Below are 20057 nucleotides of genomic sequence, written 5' to 3'. Positions count from 1 at the left end.
CAGCATGGCCGTCAGCGGCGGATAATGACGCTCACCAGTCCCATGTCCCGCGAACGGGAGTGGAGGCCTGGGCCGAGTAGCGCAATCATCGTGTCGGACAATCGTTAGCGATGCGAGCACGTCAGAGGCCGCAGCGCGCGCCTACCCTCGGGATGAGGGCTTGGGTGAGGGCCTCTTCGCCCCCACCCGCGCTAGGAACACAGGCGGCCACTGAGGCAGCCGCCCGCAGTCATCAGTTGCGGGTCTTGTCGACCAGCTTGTTCTTGCCGATCCACGGCATCATGCCGCGCAGCTTCTCGCCGACTTCCTCGATCTGGTGACGGTCGTTGTTGCGGCGGATCGCCTTGAAGCGCGCGGCGCCGGCCTTGTATTCCTGCATCCATTCCGAGGTGAACTTGCCGGTCTGGATGTCGGACAGGACCTTCTTCATCTCCGCCTTGGTCTCGGGGGTGATGATGCGCGGACCCGAGACATACTCGCCCCACTCGGCGGTGTTCGAGATCGAGTAGTTCATGTTGGCGATGCCGCCCTCATAGATGAGGTCGACGATCAGCTTCACTTCGTGCAGGCACTCGAAATAGGCCATCTCCGGCGCGTAGCCGGCCTCGACCAGCGTCTCGAAGCCGGCGCGGATCAGCTCGACGAGACCGCCGCAAAGGACGACCTGCTCGCCGAAGAGATCGGTCTCGCACTCCTCCTGGAACGTCGTCTCGATGATGCCGGACCGGCCGCCGCCGACGCCCGAGGCGTAGGAGAGCGCGATGTCGAGCGCATTGCCAGAAGCGTCCTGCGCGACAGCGACGAGGCACGGCACGCCGCCGCCCTTCTGGTATTCGCCGCGAACCGTGTGGCCGGGGCCCTTCGGGGCGATCATGATGACGTCGACGGTCTTCTTCGGCTCGATGAGCGAGAAGTGGACGTTGAGGCCGTGGGCGAAGGCGATCGCGGCGCCGTCGCGGATGTTCGGGGCGATCTCGTTCTTGTAGATATCGGCCTGAAGCTCGTCCGGGGTCGCCATCATCATGAGGTCGGCCCAGGCGGCAGCCTCGGCCACCGACATGACCTTGAAGCCGTCAGCCTCGGCCTTGAGCGCCGTGGTCGAGCCGGGACGCAGCGCGATGGCGACGTTCGGAACGCCCGAATCCTTCAGATTCAGCGCATGGGCGCGGCCCTGGCTGCCATAGCCGATGACGGCGACCTTCTTGCCCTTGACGAGGTTGAGATCGGCATCGCGATCGTAATAGACGCGCATCGTCTGTATCCTTTCCATCCCTATGGGGTGTTTGGAGCGTTGTTCGGTGAACCGGAACCGGTGCGCTCCCGCGCCGGACCGGTGGTTTCCTCCGCGCCGAAGAGGCGCAGGAACTGGTCGACCGCCTGCTCGGCCCGCGCAGCGGGCGAGAAGGGCTGCTTCGGCTCGCCGAGCAGCAGGCGGACATGCATGTCGCGCACGACGAGGCCGTAGAGTGTCGCATAGGCCTCGCGCGTGTCGTCGAAGGCGATGAGCCCGGCGTCGCGCCCGGCCTCAAGCAGGGCCGAAAGACGCGTCTCGATGGGGCGGCGGCCGTGATCGAGCACAAGCTGGCCGAGATCGGCGGCGTCGCGATGCGCCTTGCCGATGGCCAGACGATTGAGCGCGATCGAGACGTCGCCGGCGAGCACCCTCAGTAGATTGGTCGCGATTCCGACGAGCTGCGCGCGCAGAGCGGGCAGCCCCCTGGCGCCGACCGGCTGCGGCTCGGCACGCACCTTCGAGGCCTGGAAGGTGATCATCGCCGCGAGCAGCCCGTCGCGATCACCGAACCACTTGTAGAGGCTTTCCTTGGAGCAGTTGGCGGCGCGGGCGACGCCGGCCGTGGTCAGCGCGCGCTCCCCGCCCTCGACGAGCAGCGCGAGCGCGCTTTCGAGCACGGCATTGCGCCGCGCCGAATGGCCCTCTCCCTGCGTCTCGCTCGTCGCGATGAGATTCAAACGCCCACTCCCCGCCCCGCCCGCTGCCCTGAAGGCCACGCCGGAGCACCAATGCTGCGTTGCAGCGTACCGTACCGTACGGTTCGCGTCTTGGTATCGAGTTGCGGCCGCAAGGTCAAGTTTGACCGATCGGCCTTTGCTTCGCGCTCCTGTCGTGCGACGGAAACGGCGAGATGTGCGGGATTCTGGTGAAGGGGAACGACGGATTGGCCGTCCAGCCGGGCGAGCCCGACGATCCCCCGCGGATTTCGGCTAGAAATCCGAAGGGGACCAGATTCAGAACATAGGCGCTGTCAGGTCGCCTCGGGGCCGCGGGCGATGGCGGCGATGCCGGTGCGCGACACCTCCACGAGGCCAAGCGGCTGCATAAGCACGATGAACTGGTCGAGCTTGTCGGTCTTGCCGGTGAGCTCGAACACGAAGCTCTCCGTCGTCGCATCGATGACGCGCGCCCGGAAAGCCTCGGCGAGGCGCAGCGCTTCGGAGCGATGATCGCCCGAGCCGCGTACCTTGATGAGCATCAGCTCACGCTCGATAGCCTTGCCGTCGACCGTCAGGTCGATGACGCGGTGTACCGGGACGAGGCGGCCGAGCTGCGCCTTGATCTGGTCGATCACCTGCGCCGAGCCGGTCGTGACGATCGTGATGCGCGAGCGGTGCTTCTGGTGCTCCGTCTCGGAGACCGTGAGGCTCTCGATATTGTAGCCGCGGCCCGAGAAAAGGCCGATGACACGCGCCAGCACGCCCGGCTCGTTGTCGACCAGGATCGACAGCGTGTGCTGCTCCACGGCGTCCTTGCCCTCCTTGATCGCGTAGACGGATCCGGGCTGCATCGTCATTGCTCCTTTGCGTTCAATCCTCGGCCGGAAGGCCATCGCCCCTACCCTCTCCCGGAGGAGAAGGCAGAGCGACGAACTTCCTCAGACCAGGGCCTTGCCTTCCTCGTCGATCGCGGTGGCGATCGCCTCGTCGGTGGCATCCTCGGACAGCAGCATCTCGTTATGCGCCTTGCCCGAGGGGATCATCGGGAAGCAGTTGGCGAGATTGGCGACGCGGCAATCGAACAGCACCGGCCGCTTGACCGAGATCATCTCGTCGATCGCACCATCGAGATCGGAGACCTTCTCCGCCCGGATGCCGACCGCGCCATAGGCCTCGGCGAGCTTCACGAAATCGGGCAGCGCATCCGTATAGGAATGCGACAGCCGGTTGCCGTGCAGCAGCTGCTGCCACTGGCGCACCATGCCCATATACTGGTTGTTGAGGATGAAGGCCTTGACCGGCAGCTCGTGCTGGATGGCCGTCGACAGCTCCTGCATGTTCATGAGGATCGAGGCGTCGCCAGCGATGTCGATGACCAGCGCGTCGCGATGGGCGACCTGGACGCCGAGCGCCGCCGGCAGGCCATAGCCCATGGTGCCGAGACCGCCCGAGGTCATCCAGCGGTTCGGCTCCTCGAAGCCGAAATACTGCGCCGCCCACATCTGGTGCTGGCCGACCTCGGTCGTGATGTAGACGTCGCGGCCGAGCGTCTTCTTGTAGAGCTGCTCGATCGCATATTGCGGCATGATGGTCTGGCCGCTCTGGCGATAGCCGAGGCTCCGCCGGCCACGCCAGCGCTCGATCTCGCCCCACCAGGTCTTGAGCGCCGCCTGCTCGGCCGCGTGCTTGCCGGCCCGCCAGGCCGTCAGCATCTCCCCGAGCACGCTGGCGACATCGCCGATGATGCCGATATCGACATGCACGTTTTTGTTGATTGAAGATGGGTCGATGTCGATATGGATCTTCTTCGAGCCCGGCGAGAAGGCGTCGAGGCGGCCGGTGATGCGGTCGTCAAACCGCGCGCCGACGGCGATCATGACATCGCAATCATGCATCGCATTGTTGGCCTCGAAGGTGCCGTGCATGCCGAGCATGCCGAGCCACTGCCGGTCGGAGGCCGGGTAGGCGCCGAGGCCCATCAGCGTCGAGGTGATCGGGAAGCCGGTCTCGCGGACGAATTCGCGCAGCAGCCGCGTCGCGTCGGGGCCGGAATTGATGACGCCGCCACCGGTATAGAAGATCGGCCGCTTCGCCTTGGCGATCATCTCGACCGCGGCCCGGATGGCTCGATCGTCGCCCTTGGTCTGCGGATGATACGTCTTGTGCGCGACGCGGGCCGGACCCTCATAGGTGCCGGTCGCGAACTGGACGTCCTTGGGGATGTCGACGACGACCGGGCCGGGACGGCCGGAGCGCGCGACATAGAAGGCCTCGTGCAGGATGCGCGAGAGGTCGTTGACGTCCTTGACCAGCCAGTTGTGCTTGGTGCAGGGCCGCGTGATGCCGACCGTATCGGCCTCCTGGAAGGCGTCCGAGCCGATGAGATGGGTCGCGACCTGGCCGGTGATGCAGACCATCGGGATGGAGTCCATCAGCGCGTCGGTCAGCGGCGTCACCATGTTGGTGGCGCCGGGGCCGGAGGTCACCAGCGCGACGCCGACCTTGCCGGTCGAGCGCGCATAGCCCTCGGCCGCATGGCCGGCCGCCTGCTCGTGGCGGACGAGGATGTGCTCGAGCTTGTCCTGCTGGAAGATCTCGTCATAGATCGGGAGTACGGCGCCGCCCGGATAGCCGAAAAGATGCTCGACGCCCTGGTCGATCAGCGCCTGGACGACCATTTCCGCGCCCGTCATCTGCCGTGTCATCTCGTTTGCTCCGTGCCGGACCGCGTCTCGATCGGGTCCGTTTCTAGGGTCTTCTGGTGTTCATTCGGCCAATAAAAAAGGCCCCGAAAGGGCCCCGATTTCGCGCACTCGCTATCGTGACGGCTTTCAGGCCATCAGCAAGTGCGCTCCATAAGTACTACGATGCTGGCGCGGATCATGTCCGGCGGTCTCCCATTCGAAGTTCGTGACGATTACGCGCATCCGCCGCCGCCGTCAAGCGGGCGCGAGAAAGGAAATTGCGCGAAAGCCCGGCAGGCTTGCGGTTTGTTGTCTGACGACGCCATAGCGGTCCGCGAGATCGCGGTTGCTACCCGCGCAAATGTGCGGGCGTGGTCTATCGCTCTTCCCGCGAGCGAATGACGAGCCGGTCGACGGTCAGCGTTCCGACAGAAAGGGAATCGATCCGCGCGGCGCGGATCCGCAGCCGCCCTATGGCGAGCGCCCCGATGGCAACGGCCCCGATCGCCAGCGCGCCAATCGCGAATGCCCCCAGCGCGGAGGCACCAATGGCGGCGGAACCGACAGCCGTGGCGCCTGTCGCCTTGGCACCCAAGGCTTTGGCGCCTGTGGCGGATGCGAGGCGTGTGTGTGTCAGCGATTTCATTGCGTTATGCTCCCAAGGCCAGCGTTCCCGTTAAGCGTAACGTCGCGATGGTCAGCCACCAGAACAAGATGGACGAGCGCAGATTGGCACCGACATTTCAGTGCCCGTCAGCCGCCCCGCCCCCATCCTCCCATCTGGTTCCTGAACCACGTCCCCTGACGCTTGGCGTAACGCCGCGACTCCATTTTGGCCCTGGCGATCGCGTCTTCGAGCGAGAGCGTGCCTTCTAGATAGGCGGAGAATTCGCGGATTCCGATCGCCTTCATCGCGGGAAGCGACGGGTCGAGGCCGCGGGCGATGAGCGCGCGGGTCTCCTCCAGGGCGCCGGTGGCGACCATGAGGTCGAAGCGGCGGTCGATGCGGGCATAGAGTTCGGCGCGATCCGGCTCGAGGACGATAGCGCGCGCCTCGGCGAGATCGATCACCGGCGGCGAGCCGGCGTCCCTCTGCCAGTCGGCAAGCGGCCGCCCGGTCGCCTCGATCACTTCCAGCGCGCGGAGAACACGCGTCGTGTCATTTGGCGAGAGGCGCGTAGCAGCTTCTGCATCCAGCAGCGCAAGGCGGGCATGCAGCGCAGGGATGCCGCTCTCCGCCGCTTCCGCCGCGAGGCGGGTCCGCAACTCATCGGGAATCGGCGGGACGGCGGCGATACCTTCGGTCAGCGCCTTGAAATAGAGCCCGGTGCCACCGACGACGATCGGCACCCGCTCTTCCGCCCGCGCCGCCGCGATCGCCACCGTCGCGTCGGCAAGCCAGCGCGCCACCGTATAGCGCTCGGAGGGCGGCACATGGCCATAGAGGCGATGAGGCGCACGCGCCTCTTCTTCCGGAGTCGGCCGCGCGGAGAGGATCCTGAGCCCGTCATAGACCTGCATGGAATCGGCGTTGATGATCGTGCCCTCGAGCTCTTCCGCGAGCGCAAGGGCCAGCGCCGACTTGCCGCTCGCGGTCGGCCCCGCTATCAGGACGGCGCGCCGGCCGCCGCCGGTTTCCGCCCCTTCAGCGATGCCAAGGTCCTGCATGAGCGCTCCCGTCGCCTCCGATCCGCTGGTCGCCACGTTCATAGCACGGCCGGAAGCGGGCGCAGCCCTCGCCGCCCTCGTCGCCGAGGCGTCGCGCCTTCCCGGCGCCGGCTGGCCGGACTGGCTCGCCGAGGGTGAAGCCGCCGACGTCTCGTTCCCGCCCGAGCCGGGCCTCGCGGCGCGACTGGAGGCGATGGCCGGCGACCGGCCGGTCGACATCGTCGTGCAGCCGGCGGCCTACCGCCGCAAGCGGCTGATTGTCGCCGACATGGATTCGACCATGATCGGCCAGGAATGCATCGACGAGCTCGCCGACATGGTGGGGCTCAAGCCGCATGTCGCCGCGATCACCGAGCGGGCAATGCGCGGCGAGATCGAATTCGAGCCGGCCCTGCGCGAGCGCGTCGCGCTGCTGAAGGGCCTGCCGCTCTCGGTGATCGACGAGGTGCTGGCGACACGCATTCGCCTGACGCCGGGCGGGCAGGCGCTGATCCGCACCATGCGCGCACATGGCGGGTATGGCGCGCTCGTCTCTGGCGGCTTCACGCTCTTCACGGGCCCGGTCGCGGCCATGATCGGCTTCGACGAGAACCGCGCCAACCGCCTCGTCGCAGAGGACGGCGTGCTGACCGGCCGCGTCGAGGAGCCGATCCTCGGCCAGGAGGCGAAGCTCTCCGCGCTGATGGAACTCGCCCGCCGTCTGAAGCTCGAGCGTCACGAGACGCTGGCGATCGGCGACGGCGCCAACGATCTCGCGATGATCCGCGCCGCCGGGCTCGGAGTCGCCTATCATGCGAAGCCGAAGGTCGCGGCCGAGGCCGACGCGCGCATCAACCATACGGACCTGACCGCGCTTCTGTTTGCGCAGGGGTATCGCAAAGCGGAGTTCGCAGCATGAGAGCCGAAACGGACCGGCTGATCCTCCGCCCTTGGGAGGCGCGCGATCTCGAACCCTTCGCGGCACTCAACGCCGACCCCGAGGTAATGCGCTTTTTTCCGGCGCGGTTCACGCGGGAGGAAACGGCAGCCTATATCGAGCGCGTCGCGGCGATGGCCGATACCGGGTTCGGCTTCCAGGCGGTGGAGGAAAAGGCCAGCGGCGATCTGGTCGGCGTGGTCGGCATGGCGCCGGTGAAGCCGGAATATCCATCCGCGCCAGCGGTCGAAGTCGGCTGGCGGCTCGCGAAGAACCATTGGGGCAAGGGCTATGCGCAGGAAGCCGCGCGCGGCTGGCTGGCCTATGGCTTCGGCACGTTGGCGCTGACCGAGATCGTCGCCTTCACCTATGTGAACAACATCCCTTCGCGCCGCGTCATGGAGCGGCTCGGCATGACCTACGACGCGTCGGGCGACTTCGAGCATCCGGGCCTCGCCGAAGGCCATCCGCTCCGCCCGCATGAGCTCTACCGCCTGAAGACCGAGGATTTCCGGGCTTAGGTCTCCCCTCGCGACGTGTGAGACAGAGTGAGCCCTACAGCCGGTCGAGCGAGAACAGCGAGAGATCGAAGGGCGGCGTCTTGCCGGTCGCGATGTCGGCAAGGATCTCGCCGACGACCGAAGCGAATTTGAAGCCGTGGCCGGAACAGGGCGAGGCGACGATGACCTCCTCGGCACCCGGGGCCGTGTCGATCACGAAATGCTCGTCCTCGACATTGGTGAAGAGGCAGACGCCGAGCCGCAGCAGCGGACCGTCGGCCTCGGGGAAATAGCGCCCGACGACCGAGCGGAGCAGCGCCTCGTCGCGTGCCGTTGGCTCGCGCGAGAGAGCGTCGGCGTGACCGCTCTCGTGGAGATGGTGATAAACGCCGATCTTGAAGCCGGGAATGCCCCAGATCGGGAACTGGTAGAGGTGTCCTTCCTCGGCGAGGAGGTTCGAGACCGGGAAGCGGTCCGGCATGAAGAGCTCCGGCCGCTTGGGCTGGAACCAGCCCAGCACCTGCCGCTCGGGCACCGCTTTGCCGGCCAGCGCCGGAACGAGATCGGCGATCCAGGCGCCGGCCGAGACAATGACGCGGCCCGCCTCGTATCGCGCCTGGTCGGTCACGACCGCGACGCCGCCGGCGCGCGGCTCGATGGCGATCACCCGCTCGCGGGCATGAAGCTCCGCGCCGGCCGCCGACGCCATCTGCAGATGGGCAAGGATCGCGCGCTCCGAAGCGACGAAGCCGCCGTCGCCCTGGTACACGGCGGAAAAGCCCGGCGGCAAACGATAGCCGGGGAAGCGCGTGTGGACGGTTCCGGCGTCGAGCAAGGCATGCTCGAGGCCATGTTCGGCGCACGACGCCAGCGAGCCCTCGACGACGCGCGAGCCCTCCGGACCGATATCGAGCGAGCCGGTGACGAAGAGAAGCTGCTCGCCGGAGAGCTGTTCCGCCTCACGCCACAACGAATAGGCGCGCCTCAGCAGCGGCACATAGGCGGGGTGCTCGAAATAGGCGAGGCGGATGATCCGGTTGAGCCCATGTGATGAGCCCATCTGGTGACCGATGTCGAAGCGCTCGATGCCGAGCACGCGGACATCCCGCCGGGCCAGTTGCCAGCAGGCGGCGGAGCCCATGCCGCCCAGCCCGACCACGATGACGTCATGCGCCACGCTCGCCCTCACCCGACGCGCTGCCGTCAGGGATCGATCGACAGCGAGACGAAGCGCAGCTCGCCGGCCGAATTCGCGATCAGGAATTGCGCGACCTTGCGCCCGTCCTTCCTCAGCGCATCGAGCCGCGCGGTGACATCCTCGGGCTTCGCGACCGGCTCCTGCGCCACCTCGACGATGACCTCTCCCGCGAGCACACCCTTGTCGGCCGCGTTGCTGCCGGGCGTAACAGCGGTGATCACGACGCCGCCCACATCCTTGCCGATCGTGTACTGGCTGCGGAGCGCGTCGGTGATCTCGGAGAGGGACAGGCCGAGCACGGGCGCCTCGGGCGCAGCCGGGGCCGCGGGCGGCGCCTCCTTCCCGGCTTCCTCCTCGGCGGCAGCCGCCGCTTCCTCCGCCTCGGCGAGCCGGCCGACCTTGATCTTCAGCGTCAGCTCGGCGCCCTTGCGGACCACGACGACATCGACGGTCTGATCGATCGAGGTGTCCGCCACGAGACGCGGCAGGTCGCGCATCTCGGTGATCGGCTTGCCGTTGAACGACACGATGACGTCGCCGGGCTCGATCTTCGCCTCGGCGGCAGGTCCCTTTTCAGTGACGCCCGCGACCAGCGCGCCGCGCGCCGGGCCCATGGAAAGGCTCTCGGCGATCTCGTCCGTCACCTGCTGGATGCGCACGCCGATCCAGCCGCGACGCGTCTCGCCGAACTGCCGCAGCTGGTCGATGACATGCATCGCCGCATCGGAGGGGATGGCGAAGCCGATGCCGATCGAGCCGCCGGAGGGCGAGATGATCGCCGTGTTGATGCCGATGACCTCGCCGTCCATGTTGAACAGCGGGCCGCCCGAATTGCCGCGATTGATGGCGGCGTCGGTCTGGATGAAGTTGTCGTAGGGGCCGGAATTGATGTCGCGATTGCGGGCCGAGACGATGCCGATCGTTACGGTTCCGCCGAGGCCGAACGGGTTGCCGATCGCCATCACCCAGTCGCCGACCCGCATCTTGTCGGAATCGCCGAAGCGCAGCGCCTTGAGCGGCTTGGACGGGTTCGGCTTGACCTGCAGGACGGCGATATCGGTCTTCTCGTCCTTGCCGATCAACGTCGCGGTCAACTTCGAGCCGTCGGAGAAGTTCGCGACGATTTCGTCGGCGTCCTCGATGACGTGGTTGTTTGTGATGATGATGCCGGAAGCATCGATCACGAAGCCTGAGCCGAGCGACTGCACGCGCCGCTTGGGGGGCTCGCTGTCGGCGCCGCCCTTCGGCTTCTTGAAGAAATCGTTGAAGAATTCCTGGAACGGCAGTCCGTCCGGCGTCGACGGCGCAGGCAGGCCGCGTGTCCCTTCGACAGTCTGCGAAGTCGAGATGTTGACGACGGAATCGAGCAGGCCCTCGGCAAGGTCGGCGACCGAGTCCGGACCGTTGGCGCGCGCGGGAAGTGCGCCGAGCGGCGCCGCGACCACCAGAAGGCCGAGCGCCAGGCGCGCGGCGAAGCCGATCACTCGATGCCGCCGGGCCTTTGCCGGATGGCGCTCATGTTCCATCGTCCCGGTCTCCCTGTCGGACCGCCGGCGCGCCGGAAGCCACAGCTCCATATGAGCCGCGTGCGCTGCGGCCCGCAACTCCCGCGGCGATCACGTCCGGGCGAGCCAGACGATGCCGACGCCCGCCGCGAGCAGAAAGAGTCCGAGCGCCCGCAACTGTCCGTCGGGGGCTTCGATCCCCCGTTTCATCATCGCCTTGGCCAGCGGGGGCGCGCTCGCATAGAGCACGCCCTCGATGACGAGCACGAGACCGAGGGCGGCCACGAGATCATCCATGGCCGCCCCGCCCGTTACGGCTGGGCCGGCTGCGGAGCGGCGGCCGGCGCCGCCGGAGCGGGCGGCGGAGGCGCGACCGAGGCAGCAGGCGCCGCCGCAGGCGCGGGAACAACCGCTCCGCCCAATCCGCTCGCCACAGGCGATTGCGTGAGGTAGCGGAAGAACGGCATATCCGGCGAAATCACGATGCGCGTGTTCTCACCCTTCAGGCCCTCCCGATACGCCTCCATCGAGCGGAAGAAGGCGAAGAAGTCGGGATCGCGATTGAAGGCCGTGGCGAAGATGCCGTTGGCCTGCGCCTCGCCCTCGCCGCGCAGCTCGTCGGCCTGACGGTTCGCTTCGGCGACGATGACGGTCGCCTGGCGGTCGGCCTGAGCGCGGATGGTGCGTGCCTCCTGCTCGCCGCGCGAACGGATATCCGTCGCCTCGCGCTGACGCTCGGTCTGCATGCGCTGGAACACCGCCTGGCTGTTTTCGGCCGGCAGGTCGGCGCGGCGGATCCGGACGTCGATGACGTCGACGCCGAGCTGGCGCCCTTCGGCGTTGACCTGCCGCGTGATGGACTCCATCAGCCCGGCGCGCCCCTCGCGCACGATATTGGCGAACTCCATCTGGCCGACCGCGCCGCGGATGGCCGAATTGAGGATCACCGAAAGGCGCGATTCCGCCGCTTCGATCGAGCCAGCGGCCTGGAAGAACAGCAGCGGATCGGTGATGCGATAGCGCCCGAACGCGTCGACCACCAGACGCTTCTGATCACGCGCGATGACCTCGATCGGCGGCGCGTCGATATCGAGCACGCGCTTGTCGATCATCACGACATTGTCGATCAGAGGCGCCTTCACATAGAGACCGGGCTCCGTGATCACGTTGATTGGGTTGCCGAAGCGCAGCACCAGAGCCTGCTGGGTCTGGCTGACGACGAACAGGCTCGACCAGGCGATGACCGCGAGGACGACGAGGATGACGAGGCCGAGGCCACCGAAGAAACCGCTTCTCATCACTGCGCCCCCTGGCCGCTCTGTCCGGTCTGGTTGGCCGCCGGAGCCGCGCCACTGAGCGCGGGCAACGGCAGATAGGGCACGACACCGCCTGATTTCTGGTCGATCACCACCTTGTCGGTGCTGCCGAAGATGTCCGCGAGCGTGTCGAGATAGATGCGCTCGCGCGTCACGGCGGGCGCCGCGGCGTAGGAGTCGTAGACCTTGGAGAAGCGGGCCGCCTGGCCCTGCGCCTCTGCGACGGTCTGGTCGCGATAGGCTGTCGCCGCCTGCACAACCTGCGCAGCCTGGCCGCGGGCATTCGGGATCACGCGGTTGGCATAGGTCTCGGCTTCGTTGCGCAGACGTTCCTGGTCCTGCGCAGCGGCCTGAACGTCGCGGAAGGCGTCGATGACTTCAGGCGGCGGTGCCACCGTCAGAAGCTGGACCTGCGTCACCTGGATGCCGGACTTGTACTGGTTCAGCTTCTCCTGCATCAGCGACTGCACCGTGTTCTGGATGCTGAGGCGGTCCTCGGTGAGGACGCGCTGGATATCGGAGCGGCCGATCACCTCGCGCATGGCGCTTTCGGCCACGGCGCGGACGGTCCCCTCAGGATTCTGGATGTTGAAGAGATAGTCGCGGGCATTGTTGATCACCCAGAACACCGCGAAATCGATATCCACGATGTTCTCGTCCCCGGTGAGCATGAGGCTCTCCTGCGGGATGGTCCGGCCGGCATTGGAGCCTTCCTGCGCCGAACCGATCGTGATGCGGTTCACGCGCGTGACCTGCGGGGTGTAGACGGTCTCGATCGGATACGGCCAGCGAAGGTTGAGGCCGGGGCGCGCATCGCGGACATATTTGCCGAAGCGCAGCACCACGCCCTGCTCGTCGGGTTCGACGCGGAAGGTGAAGAAGTTGTAGCCGACGAAGGCGACCACCAGCGCGGCCGCGATCAGCACCAGCACGGGATTGAAGGAACCGGATCCGGACCCGCCGCCCCTGCCTCCGCCGCCGGGGAGAACGCGACGAAGCTTGTCCTGGCTGCGGCGAAGGAGTTCCTCGAGATCAGGCGGATTGGGGCCGTTGCCGCGGGGACCCTGCCCCCATGGCCCGCCATTGTTGTTGTTGTTGCTCCCCCTCCATCCGCCGCCCGTCTGGTTGCTCCAGGGCATATCAGCTCCTTCGTCCATGGTTGAGCGGCAGGCATCGGCCGGCCGGGAGGGGCGTCGCGTGCGAAGCGAGCGGCAAGTCTGCCGCCGCGGTCCGCACGGCCACGCCGCCGCCAGAAGTGGGGTCAAGCACCAGCGCTGTCAACGTGAAGCTGCCGCGGGATCGGTGCGTTCGTAAACGACGAAACGCGTTGCCGCGCTGTCGGAAGGGCCCGCGGCGACCGCTTCCGACGACACTTCGTGCCATCTCGACGGATCGATCGCCGGAAAGGTCACGTCGCCTGCGGGCTCCAGGTCGACATGGGTGATGTAGAGCCGCTCCGCCCGAGGCAGCAGCGCGCGATAGATTTCACCGCCGCCGATGACGATCGCCTCGACCACGTCGGAAGCCGCCGCAGCAGCGATCGCAGCCGAAAGCGCCGCATCGAGCGTCGGCACGACGACAGCGCCCGGCGCCGCGAAACCAGGCTCGCGCGTCACGACAATGTTGACGCGCTGGGGCAGCGGCCGGCCGATCGACTGCCAGGTCCGCCGGCCCATGATGACGGGCTTGCCGGTGGTGATCGAGCGAAAGCGCTTGAGGTCGGTGGAAAGCTTCCACGGCATCGCGCCGTCATTGCCGATCACGCCGTTGCGGGCGACGGCGGCGATGAGCGAAAGGCGGAAGGGGTCGCCGTCAGGGCTGGCCATAGGCACCGCTCTTGCCGCCCTTGGCGGGATCGCTCTTGGCGGTGATCCGGTCGAGAACGCCGAGCAGAAGTGCCGATACGACGAAAGCCATGTGCATGATCGTGTACCACATGATCTTCATGTTGTCGTACTGGTTGGCATTCAGGAAGATCTGCAGCAGGTGGATCGACGAAATGGCGACGATGGACGACGCCACCTTGATCTTGAGACTGCCGGAATCGAGCTTGCCGAGCCATGAAAGCTGCACGTCGACATTGTCGAGGCGGCTGACATAGTTTTCGTAGCTCGAGATCATCACCATCACGAGCAGGCTGGCAACCAGCGCGGCGTCGATGAGGCCGAGCATGGCGAGGATCATGTCGCCGTCGTCGAGGGTGGTGACGCTGCCGACCAGCTTCGCGAACTTGTAGATGAACGCGAAGGCGTAGAGGACGAGAGCGGCCGCAAGGCCCAGATTGAACACGACGAGAACCCATCGACTCGCGAGAATCACGCGCTCGATGAAGCTTTCGAGGGATCGCAAGAACGGGCCTCCATCTCTCCGGCGGCGCCGACGCCGCACACCCCGCAATATAGGAAAGCGTCAGCGGCGCGGCTAGGGCTCGCTGCGACCGATCCCCGGTCTTGCGACCAGCAACGCCGCCCCGAGCGCGATCCAGCCGAGCACGATGTAGGGCCAGAGGTTGGCGGGGAATGCCGGCACCGGAAAGACAGCGTTGTAAAGCGGCCAGGCCATCGCGAGCGTGCCCAGGACGCCGAGCGCCAGCCAGAGCCGGCTGCCGCTGCGAAGAGCCTGGAGAGCCGCCGCGGCGGTGACGCCCATATAGGCGACGATCAGGGCCAGGACGCCGATCGTGCCGACGCTGTCGTAATAGTCGGTCGGCCCGATCAGCGGCGCCCAGCAAAGCAGCCCCGCCAGCATCAGCACGCCGACGATCCCGACCGAGACGGACGGCGTTCCGTGCACCGGGCTCACCGTGGCGGCGCGGGCGGAAAGTCCGGCCCGGCCCAGCACGAACAGCATGCGCGCTCCGGCCGAGACCGTGCCGATGACGCAGGAGAGCGCCGACACCGAGGTCGCGATATCAAGGGCCGTCGCCATCCTGAGCGTGCCGAACTTCAGCGCCAGCGTGTTGAGGGGCGCCTCGCTCGCGACGAGTGCCTTCACATTGTCGAGCCCGAAGCCGACGACCTGGATATAGGAGGCGAAGACGAAGAACACGCCGGCCAGCACCACCGACCCGACCAGCGCCAGCGGGATCGCCCGGCCGGGCAGCCGGGTCTCCTCGGCCAGGGTGGTGGCAGCTTCGAAACCGGCGAAGGACAGCACCGCGAACACTACGGCATAGCCGATGCCCCACCAGCCGATGCTCGGATCCGGCCGGAACGGTGCCGCGCTCAGCCCCTCGGCACCGCCCACGGCGATCAGGATGCGGATGCCGAGATAGACGATGACCGTGATCGAGGAGAGTTCCAGGATCAGCATCAGCCGGCTGGCGACGCTCATGTCGCGCCAGCCGAACAGAGTGGCGAGGCCCAGCGCGCCGACGCCGAGTGCGAGCCACCAGCCGCCGATGTCGACGCCATGATCCGCCAAAGCCGCGCGGAGGAAACTGCCGAACAGCGCCGCGCTTCCGGAGCCCCCGGCGATATAGAGCAGCAGCATGCACCAGCCGGCGATGAAGCCGGCCCGGGGACCGAATGTCTCGCCGATATAGGCATAGCTGGAGCCGGCGCTGGTGATGCGGCTGGAGAAGAAGACGAAGGAGAGGCCGACCACCGCGACGACAACCGTTCCGACCGCGAAGCCGAGCGGCGCCGCTGTGCCCGCAGCCCCGGCGGCGAGCGTGACGTTGAGCGCCATCCCCATCGTCGGGGCCATCACCGAGAGCGACAGGCCGATGGCCTCGATCGCGCCGAGATTCCGCTTGAGCTTGGCCATCCCCGTCCCCATGCCGCCTTGCCGCGGCCCTTATCGGGCCGACCGGACCGGCCCGCAATGGCGGAAATTTGCTACATGGCGCGGCTCGTGCTGGAATATGGCGACTTCGGGCGCCAAGCCTCCCGCCGGACCGCCGCCATGGCCGGACTGAGCCGTGACGAACCTTGTGGACAATCGCCTCCGGGTGCATTCTGCGGCCGCAGAGGGAAGGGCCATGGCGCGGCGGAAGACGAGACTGATCGGCCTGATCGCGTGTGCGCTGTGCATCGGACCCGGGTTGGCCCAGCCCGCGAGCCGGACATACGGCCCCTTCATCATTCAGGACGGCGCGACCGCGATCATCTTGCTCGACGGCGAGATCACGACCCGCTCCGCGCTCGATTTCCGGCGCGTGCTGGCCGCCGCGCCGAATGCGAAGACCCTTGCGCTGAACAGCCCCGGCGGCGACACGACGACGGCGCTGCTCATCGCGGACGACATCTACAACCGTTCGATGAAGACCATCATTCCGGCGGGGGCCGAGTGTCATTCGGCCTGCGCGTACATCTTCATGGCGGGTGCCGAACGGTCGGCCCTCGGCGAACTCGGCGTGCATCAGATCAGCGGCCCGGAAGACGACATGGCGTCCGCCCAGACGGCGATCGCCGATGTCATCGACTTCCTCGTCCGCTTCGGTACTCCGCCCGAAGTCATGTCGATCATGTTCAGGACGCCGCCGGACGACATGCACGCCTTCTCGGCCGATGAGATTGCGCGGCTTGGGATCGAACGCACAGGCGACAAGCAGGCGTCATCGCTGCGCGATCAGCCCTCCCCGGACGACGGAGCGGCGGCCGAGACAGCCGCCGAGGCCAAGGCAAGAGCAAGCGCCGAAGCCGAGGCGGCAGCGGAAGCAAGGCGGGCGGCAACTGATGTGGCGCCGCGCGCCGCTGCAGATGCCAAGGCCAACCGGGCGGCAAGATCAGCAGCCGAGGCTGAGGCGAGAGCGAATGCCGAGGCCATCAGGCGAGCCCAGGAGGTGCTGAAACTCTCTCCCGAGCATATCCAGGGGCAGTAGAGCCCTCAATCCACCTTCGCCGCGCCCGGAAACAGCTCGGTATGCGTCTCGGCGGTGCGGCCGAAGTAAAGCACGCGGCGGCCGGGGAAGGAAACGAGATAGCCGGCGCATCCCGCCTGCGCGACCTTGGCGCAGAAGCCGCGATAGGTGTATCCGGCCACGCCCGATTGCGCTTCGCGGATCGCCTCGCGGACGGTGGCGGCGTCGAAGCGCTCGGCGACGGGCTGCGTAGGCTCCGCCGCGAGTTCGAAGGTCTCGCCGTCGGGCCGGTAGTAGGTGCGGACGGAGCGGCGGAAATCGACGGTGTAGCCATCGAATCCGGCCTTGATGAGCAGCTTCACGCCTTCCGGGAAGCTCATGCTGTCGGTTTCGGAGCCCTCCAGCGCGGAGCGGGCAACAGTCTTCCAGTCGGCGCTCATGCGAGCCCTCCTCGTCTTCCATCAATGATCGGAATGTTCCGGCGCTAATCGACCGGAACGCGTGTCAGACCGCGCCGCTCGACGATCCCGCGCAGGATGCGGGTGATCGCGGCGCGTTCCTCAGGGGGCAGAGCCCCGAAGAACTCGTCGTCATTCGCGTCGGCGAGCGCAGCGAGCTCGGGCACCAGCGCCCTCCCCGCCGGCGTCAGCGCCAGCGTCTGGGCCCGGCCGTCGGCCGGATCGTCGGCGCGCGCCACGAGATCCTTGGCGATCAGCCGGTCGGCCAGCTTGGTGATCGCACCGCGCGTCATGCCGATACGCTCCGCCAGCCGGCTCGGCGCCATGGCCTCGATATCGAAAAGGTCGCGCATCACGACCCATTCCGCCACCGTGACGCCGCGCGCCTCGACCTTGCGCGCGAAGGCCTGCGATACATGATTGGAGACGAAGCGCAGCCAGTAGCCGAGATGCGCGGTCAGTTTTGATGCCTGGTCGTCGGACATGCGAGGCCTCTTTGTTGACTAGGAAACTAGTTCAGTCTTGTTTCCTAGTCAACAAGTTTGTCGCCCGAGCTGGCTGCGGCCCATACCGATTGGTCGTTCAGGTTCCGAGTGACCGGAGCGCCTCGCCGTCGACGCGGCAGCGCAGCCATTCGCGCATCACCGTCGCGCCCTGCGCCTCGTAGAAAGCGATCGAGGGCGCATTCCAGTCGAGGACCGACCACTCGAAGCGGGCGAGCCCGTCCTCGATGCAGCGGCGCGCGAGGTGCTTGAGCAGCGCCTTGCCGATGCCGCGCCCGCGGGCCTCGGGCAGCACGAAGAGATCTTCGAGATAGATGCCGTGCCGGCCCCGGAAGGTGGAGAAAGTGTGGAACCAGAGCGCGAAGCCGACCGGCTCGCCGTCCCATTTCGCGATCTCGCAGAACACACGCGGGCTCTCGCCGAACAGCGCGGTGTCGAAATCCGCGACGGTGGCTTCGGCCTCGTGCGACAGCTTCTCATAGGCGGCGAGCGCCGCGACGAAGCGATGGATCAGCGCCGCGTCGCCCGGCCGCGCGGCCCGAATCTGGCAGCGATCCTCACTCATCCGCGCGCCTCACTTCGTACTCTTGGCGCCCGCGAGAATCAGGATGTCGAGGTCGCGCTCGGGATAGAAATTCTCGGCGCTCATTTCGAAGGTGGTCGGCCCCGTCTTCTTGACGCCGGTCCCGCAGAAACTGATGAGATTGCCGGGCTTGCCCTTGTCGATCGTCACGTGAAAGCGATCGATCCCGCCGGCCCAGTTCGCCGCCGTCTTGAGGATATATTCGATGCGGAACTCCATCAGATAGTCGTCCTCGGCGCGGCCGGCCGCTGCCTTCCTGGCGCCCTTGATGAAGCTGTCCTCGATGCAGAAGCGGTCCTTGTATTGCTTGTCCCAATCGCTCGTACCGAACTGCGGCTGGGTGACCGACGTGCCGGCCGTCGTGCCGACGCTCGGGTGATAGCTGTGCTCGACGATCACCGTCTTTCCGGCCGGAAAGACCTGCTCCCAGTAGAAGGCGGTCGAAAGCATCCAGTTCGGCGCCAGGTGTTTTTCCCAGCCCTTGCCGGCGTCGAACTCGTCGGGAATCGCGAGGCCCCGGTCGATCAGGCCTTGCCACTGGTCCTGCGGCAGCTTGTCGAGCGCCGCGCGCGTCGCGTCGAGCTGGGGAGCAAGCGGAATGCCGAGCGCGGTGAGGAACGCGGTCTGGTCGATGCCGAGCGCCGAAGCCCGCTGCTGTACCTTTGCCTCGACCGGCTTGCCGTCGACCGTCGTCCGGAAGCCGAGGAAGTTCACCGGATCGTCGACCGGCACCGCCTCGATGAAATCGAGCGCGCCCTTGATGTCCGGCATCGGAAAGGCGACGAGCGTCGTCACGTCGCGGTCCGACTTGTTCTCGAAGGTGTAGCGGACGCGAACCTCGTCCATCGAGATGAAAAGATCCTCCGAGGTCATGGCGATCGCCTCGGTCGTCACATAGACGAGGCCGCCGGCCCCGAGTTCTGCGGTCGAATCGTTGGCGAGCGCGGGGCCCGCGGCCACCGCCAGCATGATGAACAGCAGTCCCCCGCGACGCATGGCCCCTCCCCCTCTCCCCGAAACTAGACCGCGACCGGCGCGCGGATGGCGGCGTCGGGCGCGTAGCCGACGAGCTCGAAATCCTCGTAGCGGAAGTCCTCGAGCCGCCTGACCGCCGGATTGAGCTTCATGACCGGAAGCGGCTTCGGCGTGCGCTCCAGCTGTTGCCGCGCCTGTTCCAGATGGTTCGAATAGAGATGCGCGTCGCCGAGCGTGTGTACGAAATCGCCGGGCACGAGATCCGTCACCTGCGCCACCATCATCGTCAGCAGCGCATAGGAGGCGATGTTGAACGGCACGCCGAGGAAGATATCGGCCGAGCGCTGGTAGAGCTGGCAGGAGAGACGCCCGTCGGCGACATAGAACTGGAACATCATGTGGCATGGCGGCAGCGCCATCGCCTCGATCTCTGCCGGGTTCCAGGCCGAGACGACGAGGCGACGCGAATCCGGCGTGCGGCGGATCATCTCGACCACCTTGCCGAGCTGGTCGATCGTGCTCCCATCCGGTGCCGGCCAGGAGCGCCACTGCTTGCCGTAGACGGGGCCGAGATCGCCGTTCTCGTCAGCCCACTCATCCCAGATCGTGACGCCGTTCTCGTTGAGATAGCGGATGTTGGTGTCGCCGGAGATGAACCACAGCAGCTCGTGGATGATCGAGCGCACATGCAACTTCTTGGTCGTCAGCAGCGGGAAGCCGTCGGCCAGATCGAAGCGCATCTGATGGCCGAACACGGACAGCGTGCCGGTGCCGGTCCGGTCGGTCTTGACCGCGCCCGTCGCGAGGACGAGCCGCATCAGGTCATGATATTGGCGCATCGCAACATCCCCTGTCAGCCAGCCCAGCGGCGTCGGGTATAGGACAGACCGGCACCGGCGCGCGACTCATCGTCCGGCGCCGATGTCGATTCGCACAGCTTATGCTGGCATCCTCGACCGCCGTCGGCCAGCCTTCGCCGAGCCGGAAGCCCGCC

At 66.9% G+C, this 20057-nt stretch carries 22 protein-coding genes; 3 read left to right on the top strand and 19 right to left on the bottom strand.

All coding sequences use genetic code 11. From position 1 onward, the window contains the following. Nucleotides 1-232 precede the first annotated feature (232 nt). From ilvC to miaA, 6 genes are all read right to left on the bottom strand, one after another. On the bottom strand, nt 233-1252 hold the full coding sequence (gene ilvC / locus QO015_RS20825; RefSeq protein WP_266284075.1) for a ketol-acid reductoisomerase: 1020 nt from the start codon (nt 1250-1252) through the stop codon (nt 233-235). A 20-nt stretch (nt 1253-1272) separates the two neighbouring features. Further along, nucleotides 1273-1962 carry a TetR/AcrR family transcriptional regulator C-terminal domain-containing protein gene (locus tag QO015_RS20820; protein ID WP_370877477.1) on the bottom strand — a complete coding sequence of 230 codons (690 nt, stop codon included), beginning with the start codon at nt 1960-1962 and terminating at the stop codon, nt 1273-1275. A 302-nt stretch (nt 1963-2264) separates the two neighbouring features. Next, entirely contained in the window at nt 2265-2804 is a 540-nt protein-coding gene (gene ilvN, locus QO015_RS20815) for an acetolactate synthase small subunit (RefSeq protein WP_370877440.1), read from the bottom strand. An 87-nt stretch (nt 2805-2891) separates the two neighbouring features. Then, the gene (locus tag QO015_RS20810) at nt 2892-4658 is read right to left on the bottom strand and encodes an acetolactate synthase 3 large subunit (RefSeq protein WP_266284071.1); all 1767 of its coding nucleotides are present in this window, start codon (nt 4656-4658) and stop codon (nt 2892-2894) included. A gap of 355 nt (nt 4659-5013) precedes the next feature. After that, nucleotides 5014-5283 (bottom strand): hypothetical protein, encoded by a 270-nt coding sequence (locus QO015_RS20805; RefSeq protein WP_266284070.1) that lies wholly within the window; start codon nt 5281-5283, stop codon nt 5014-5016. A gap of 107 nt (nt 5284-5390) precedes the next feature. Further along, nucleotides 5391-6305 (bottom strand): tRNA (adenosine(37)-N6)-dimethylallyltransferase MiaA, encoded by a 915-nt coding sequence (gene miaA / locus QO015_RS20800; RefSeq protein ID WP_266284069.1) that lies wholly within the window; start codon nt 6303-6305, stop codon nt 5391-5393. Between miaA and serB the strand changes: the two genes are divergently transcribed. Both serB and QO015_RS20790 read left to right on the top strand, forming a co-directional pair. Next, entirely contained in the window at nt 6304-7203 is a 900-nt protein-coding gene (gene serB / locus QO015_RS20795; protein WP_266284068.1) for a phosphoserine phosphatase SerB, read from the top strand. The genes miaA and serB overlap by 2 nt on opposite strands. Next, nucleotides 7200-7742 carry a GNAT family N-acetyltransferase gene (locus QO015_RS20790; protein WP_266284067.1) on the top strand — a complete coding sequence of 181 codons (543 nt, stop codon included), beginning with the start codon at nt 7200-7202 and terminating at the stop codon, nt 7740-7742. The genes serB and QO015_RS20790 overlap by 4 nt, the downstream gene beginning before the upstream one ends. A 34-nt stretch (nt 7743-7776) precedes the next feature. Here QO015_RS20790 and solA read toward each other — a convergent pair whose 3' ends face one another. The 8 genes from solA to QO015_RS20750 form a co-directional block, all read right to left on the bottom strand. Beyond that, complete coding sequence (gene solA / locus QO015_RS20785) at nt 7777-8898, bottom strand: N-methyl-L-tryptophan oxidase (RefSeq protein WP_266284066.1); 1122 nt, start codon at nt 8896-8898, stop codon at nt 7777-7779. Nucleotides 8899-8924: 26 nt separating this feature from the next. Further along, nucleotides 8925-10445 carry a DegQ family serine endoprotease gene (locus tag QO015_RS20780; protein ID WP_266284065.1) on the bottom strand — a complete coding sequence of 507 codons (1521 nt, stop codon included), beginning with the start codon at nt 10443-10445 and terminating at the stop codon, nt 8925-8927. Between the two features lie 90 nt (nt 10446-10535). Next, nucleotides 10536-10721 carry a DUF2065 domain-containing protein gene (locus QO015_RS20775; protein WP_266284064.1) on the bottom strand — a complete coding sequence of 62 codons (186 nt, stop codon included), beginning with the start codon at nt 10719-10721 and terminating at the stop codon, nt 10536-10538. 14 nt (nt 10722-10735) lie between these two features. Then, nucleotides 10736-11722, bottom strand: a complete 987-nt coding sequence (gene hflC / locus QO015_RS20770; RefSeq protein WP_266284063.1) for a protease modulator HflC — start codon at nt 11720-11722, stop codon at nt 10736-10738. Then, nucleotides 11722-12879 carry an FtsH protease activity modulator HflK gene (hflK, locus tag QO015_RS20765; protein ID WP_266284062.1) on the bottom strand — a complete coding sequence of 386 codons (1158 nt, stop codon included), beginning with the start codon at nt 12877-12879 and terminating at the stop codon, nt 11722-11724. Before hflK ends, hflC begins: the two co-directional genes overlap by 1 nt. 138 nt (nt 12880-13017) lie before the next feature. Then, nucleotides 13018-13566, bottom strand: coding sequence for a dihydrofolate reductase (locus tag QO015_RS20760; protein WP_266284061.1), 549 nt, complete (start codon nt 13564-13566; stop codon nt 13018-13020). Continuing rightward, nucleotides 13553-14089, bottom strand: coding sequence for a TIGR00645 family protein (locus QO015_RS20755; protein WP_266284060.1), 537 nt, complete (start codon nt 14087-14089; stop codon nt 13553-13555). The genes QO015_RS20760 and QO015_RS20755 overlap by 14 nt, the downstream gene beginning before the upstream one ends. A gap of 72 nt (nt 14090-14161) precedes the next feature. After that, nucleotides 14162-15508: an APC family permease gene (locus tag QO015_RS20750; RefSeq protein WP_266284059.1), complete on the bottom strand. Its 1347-nt coding sequence runs from the start codon at nt 15506-15508 to the stop codon at nt 14162-14164. A 214-nt stretch (nt 15509-15722) separates the two neighbouring features. Here QO015_RS20750 and QO015_RS20745 point away from each other — a divergent pair, with 214 nt between their 5' ends. Then, complete coding sequence (locus tag QO015_RS20745) at nt 15723-16565, top strand: COG3904 family protein (RefSeq protein WP_266284058.1); 843 nt, start codon at nt 15723-15725, stop codon at nt 16563-16565. Between the two features lie 5 nt (nt 16566-16570). Here QO015_RS20745 and QO015_RS20740 read toward each other — a convergent pair whose 3' ends face one another. The 5 genes from QO015_RS20740 to QO015_RS20720 all read right to left on the bottom strand — a co-directional run bounded on the left by QO015_RS20740 (nt 16571) and on the right by QO015_RS20720 (nt 19902). Further along, nucleotides 16571-16984, bottom strand: a complete 414-nt coding sequence (locus tag QO015_RS20740; RefSeq protein ID WP_266284056.1) for a DUF1398 domain-containing protein — start codon at nt 16982-16984, stop codon at nt 16571-16573. 44 nt (nt 16985-17028) lie between these two features. Further along, nucleotides 17029-17487, bottom strand: coding sequence for a MarR family winged helix-turn-helix transcriptional regulator (locus QO015_RS20735; RefSeq protein WP_266284054.1), 459 nt, complete (start codon nt 17485-17487; stop codon nt 17029-17031). 97 nt (nt 17488-17584) lie between these two features. Further along, nucleotides 17585-18070, bottom strand: coding sequence for a GNAT family N-acetyltransferase (locus QO015_RS20730; protein WP_266284053.1), 486 nt, complete (start codon nt 18068-18070; stop codon nt 17585-17587). A 9-nt stretch (nt 18071-18079) separates the two neighbouring features. Continuing rightward, complete coding sequence (locus QO015_RS20725) at nt 18080-19084, bottom strand: DUF4424 domain-containing protein (RefSeq protein WP_266284051.1); 1005 nt, start codon at nt 19082-19084, stop codon at nt 18080-18082. A gap of 23 nt (nt 19085-19107) precedes the next feature. After that, nucleotides 19108-19902 carry a thymidylate synthase gene (locus tag QO015_RS20720; RefSeq protein WP_266284050.1) on the bottom strand — a complete coding sequence of 265 codons (795 nt, stop codon included), beginning with the start codon at nt 19900-19902 and terminating at the stop codon, nt 19108-19110. Nucleotides 19903-20057 lie beyond the last annotated feature (155 nt).

The sequence above is a fragment of the Kaistia geumhonensis genome (assembly GCF_030815145.1).
GTDB lineage: Bacteria > Pseudomonadota > Alphaproteobacteria > Rhizobiales > Kaistiaceae > Kaistia > Kaistia geumhonensis.
The sequence above is the reverse complement of the archived record's forward strand: the minus strand, read 5'-3'. Positions and strand labels throughout refer to the sequence as shown.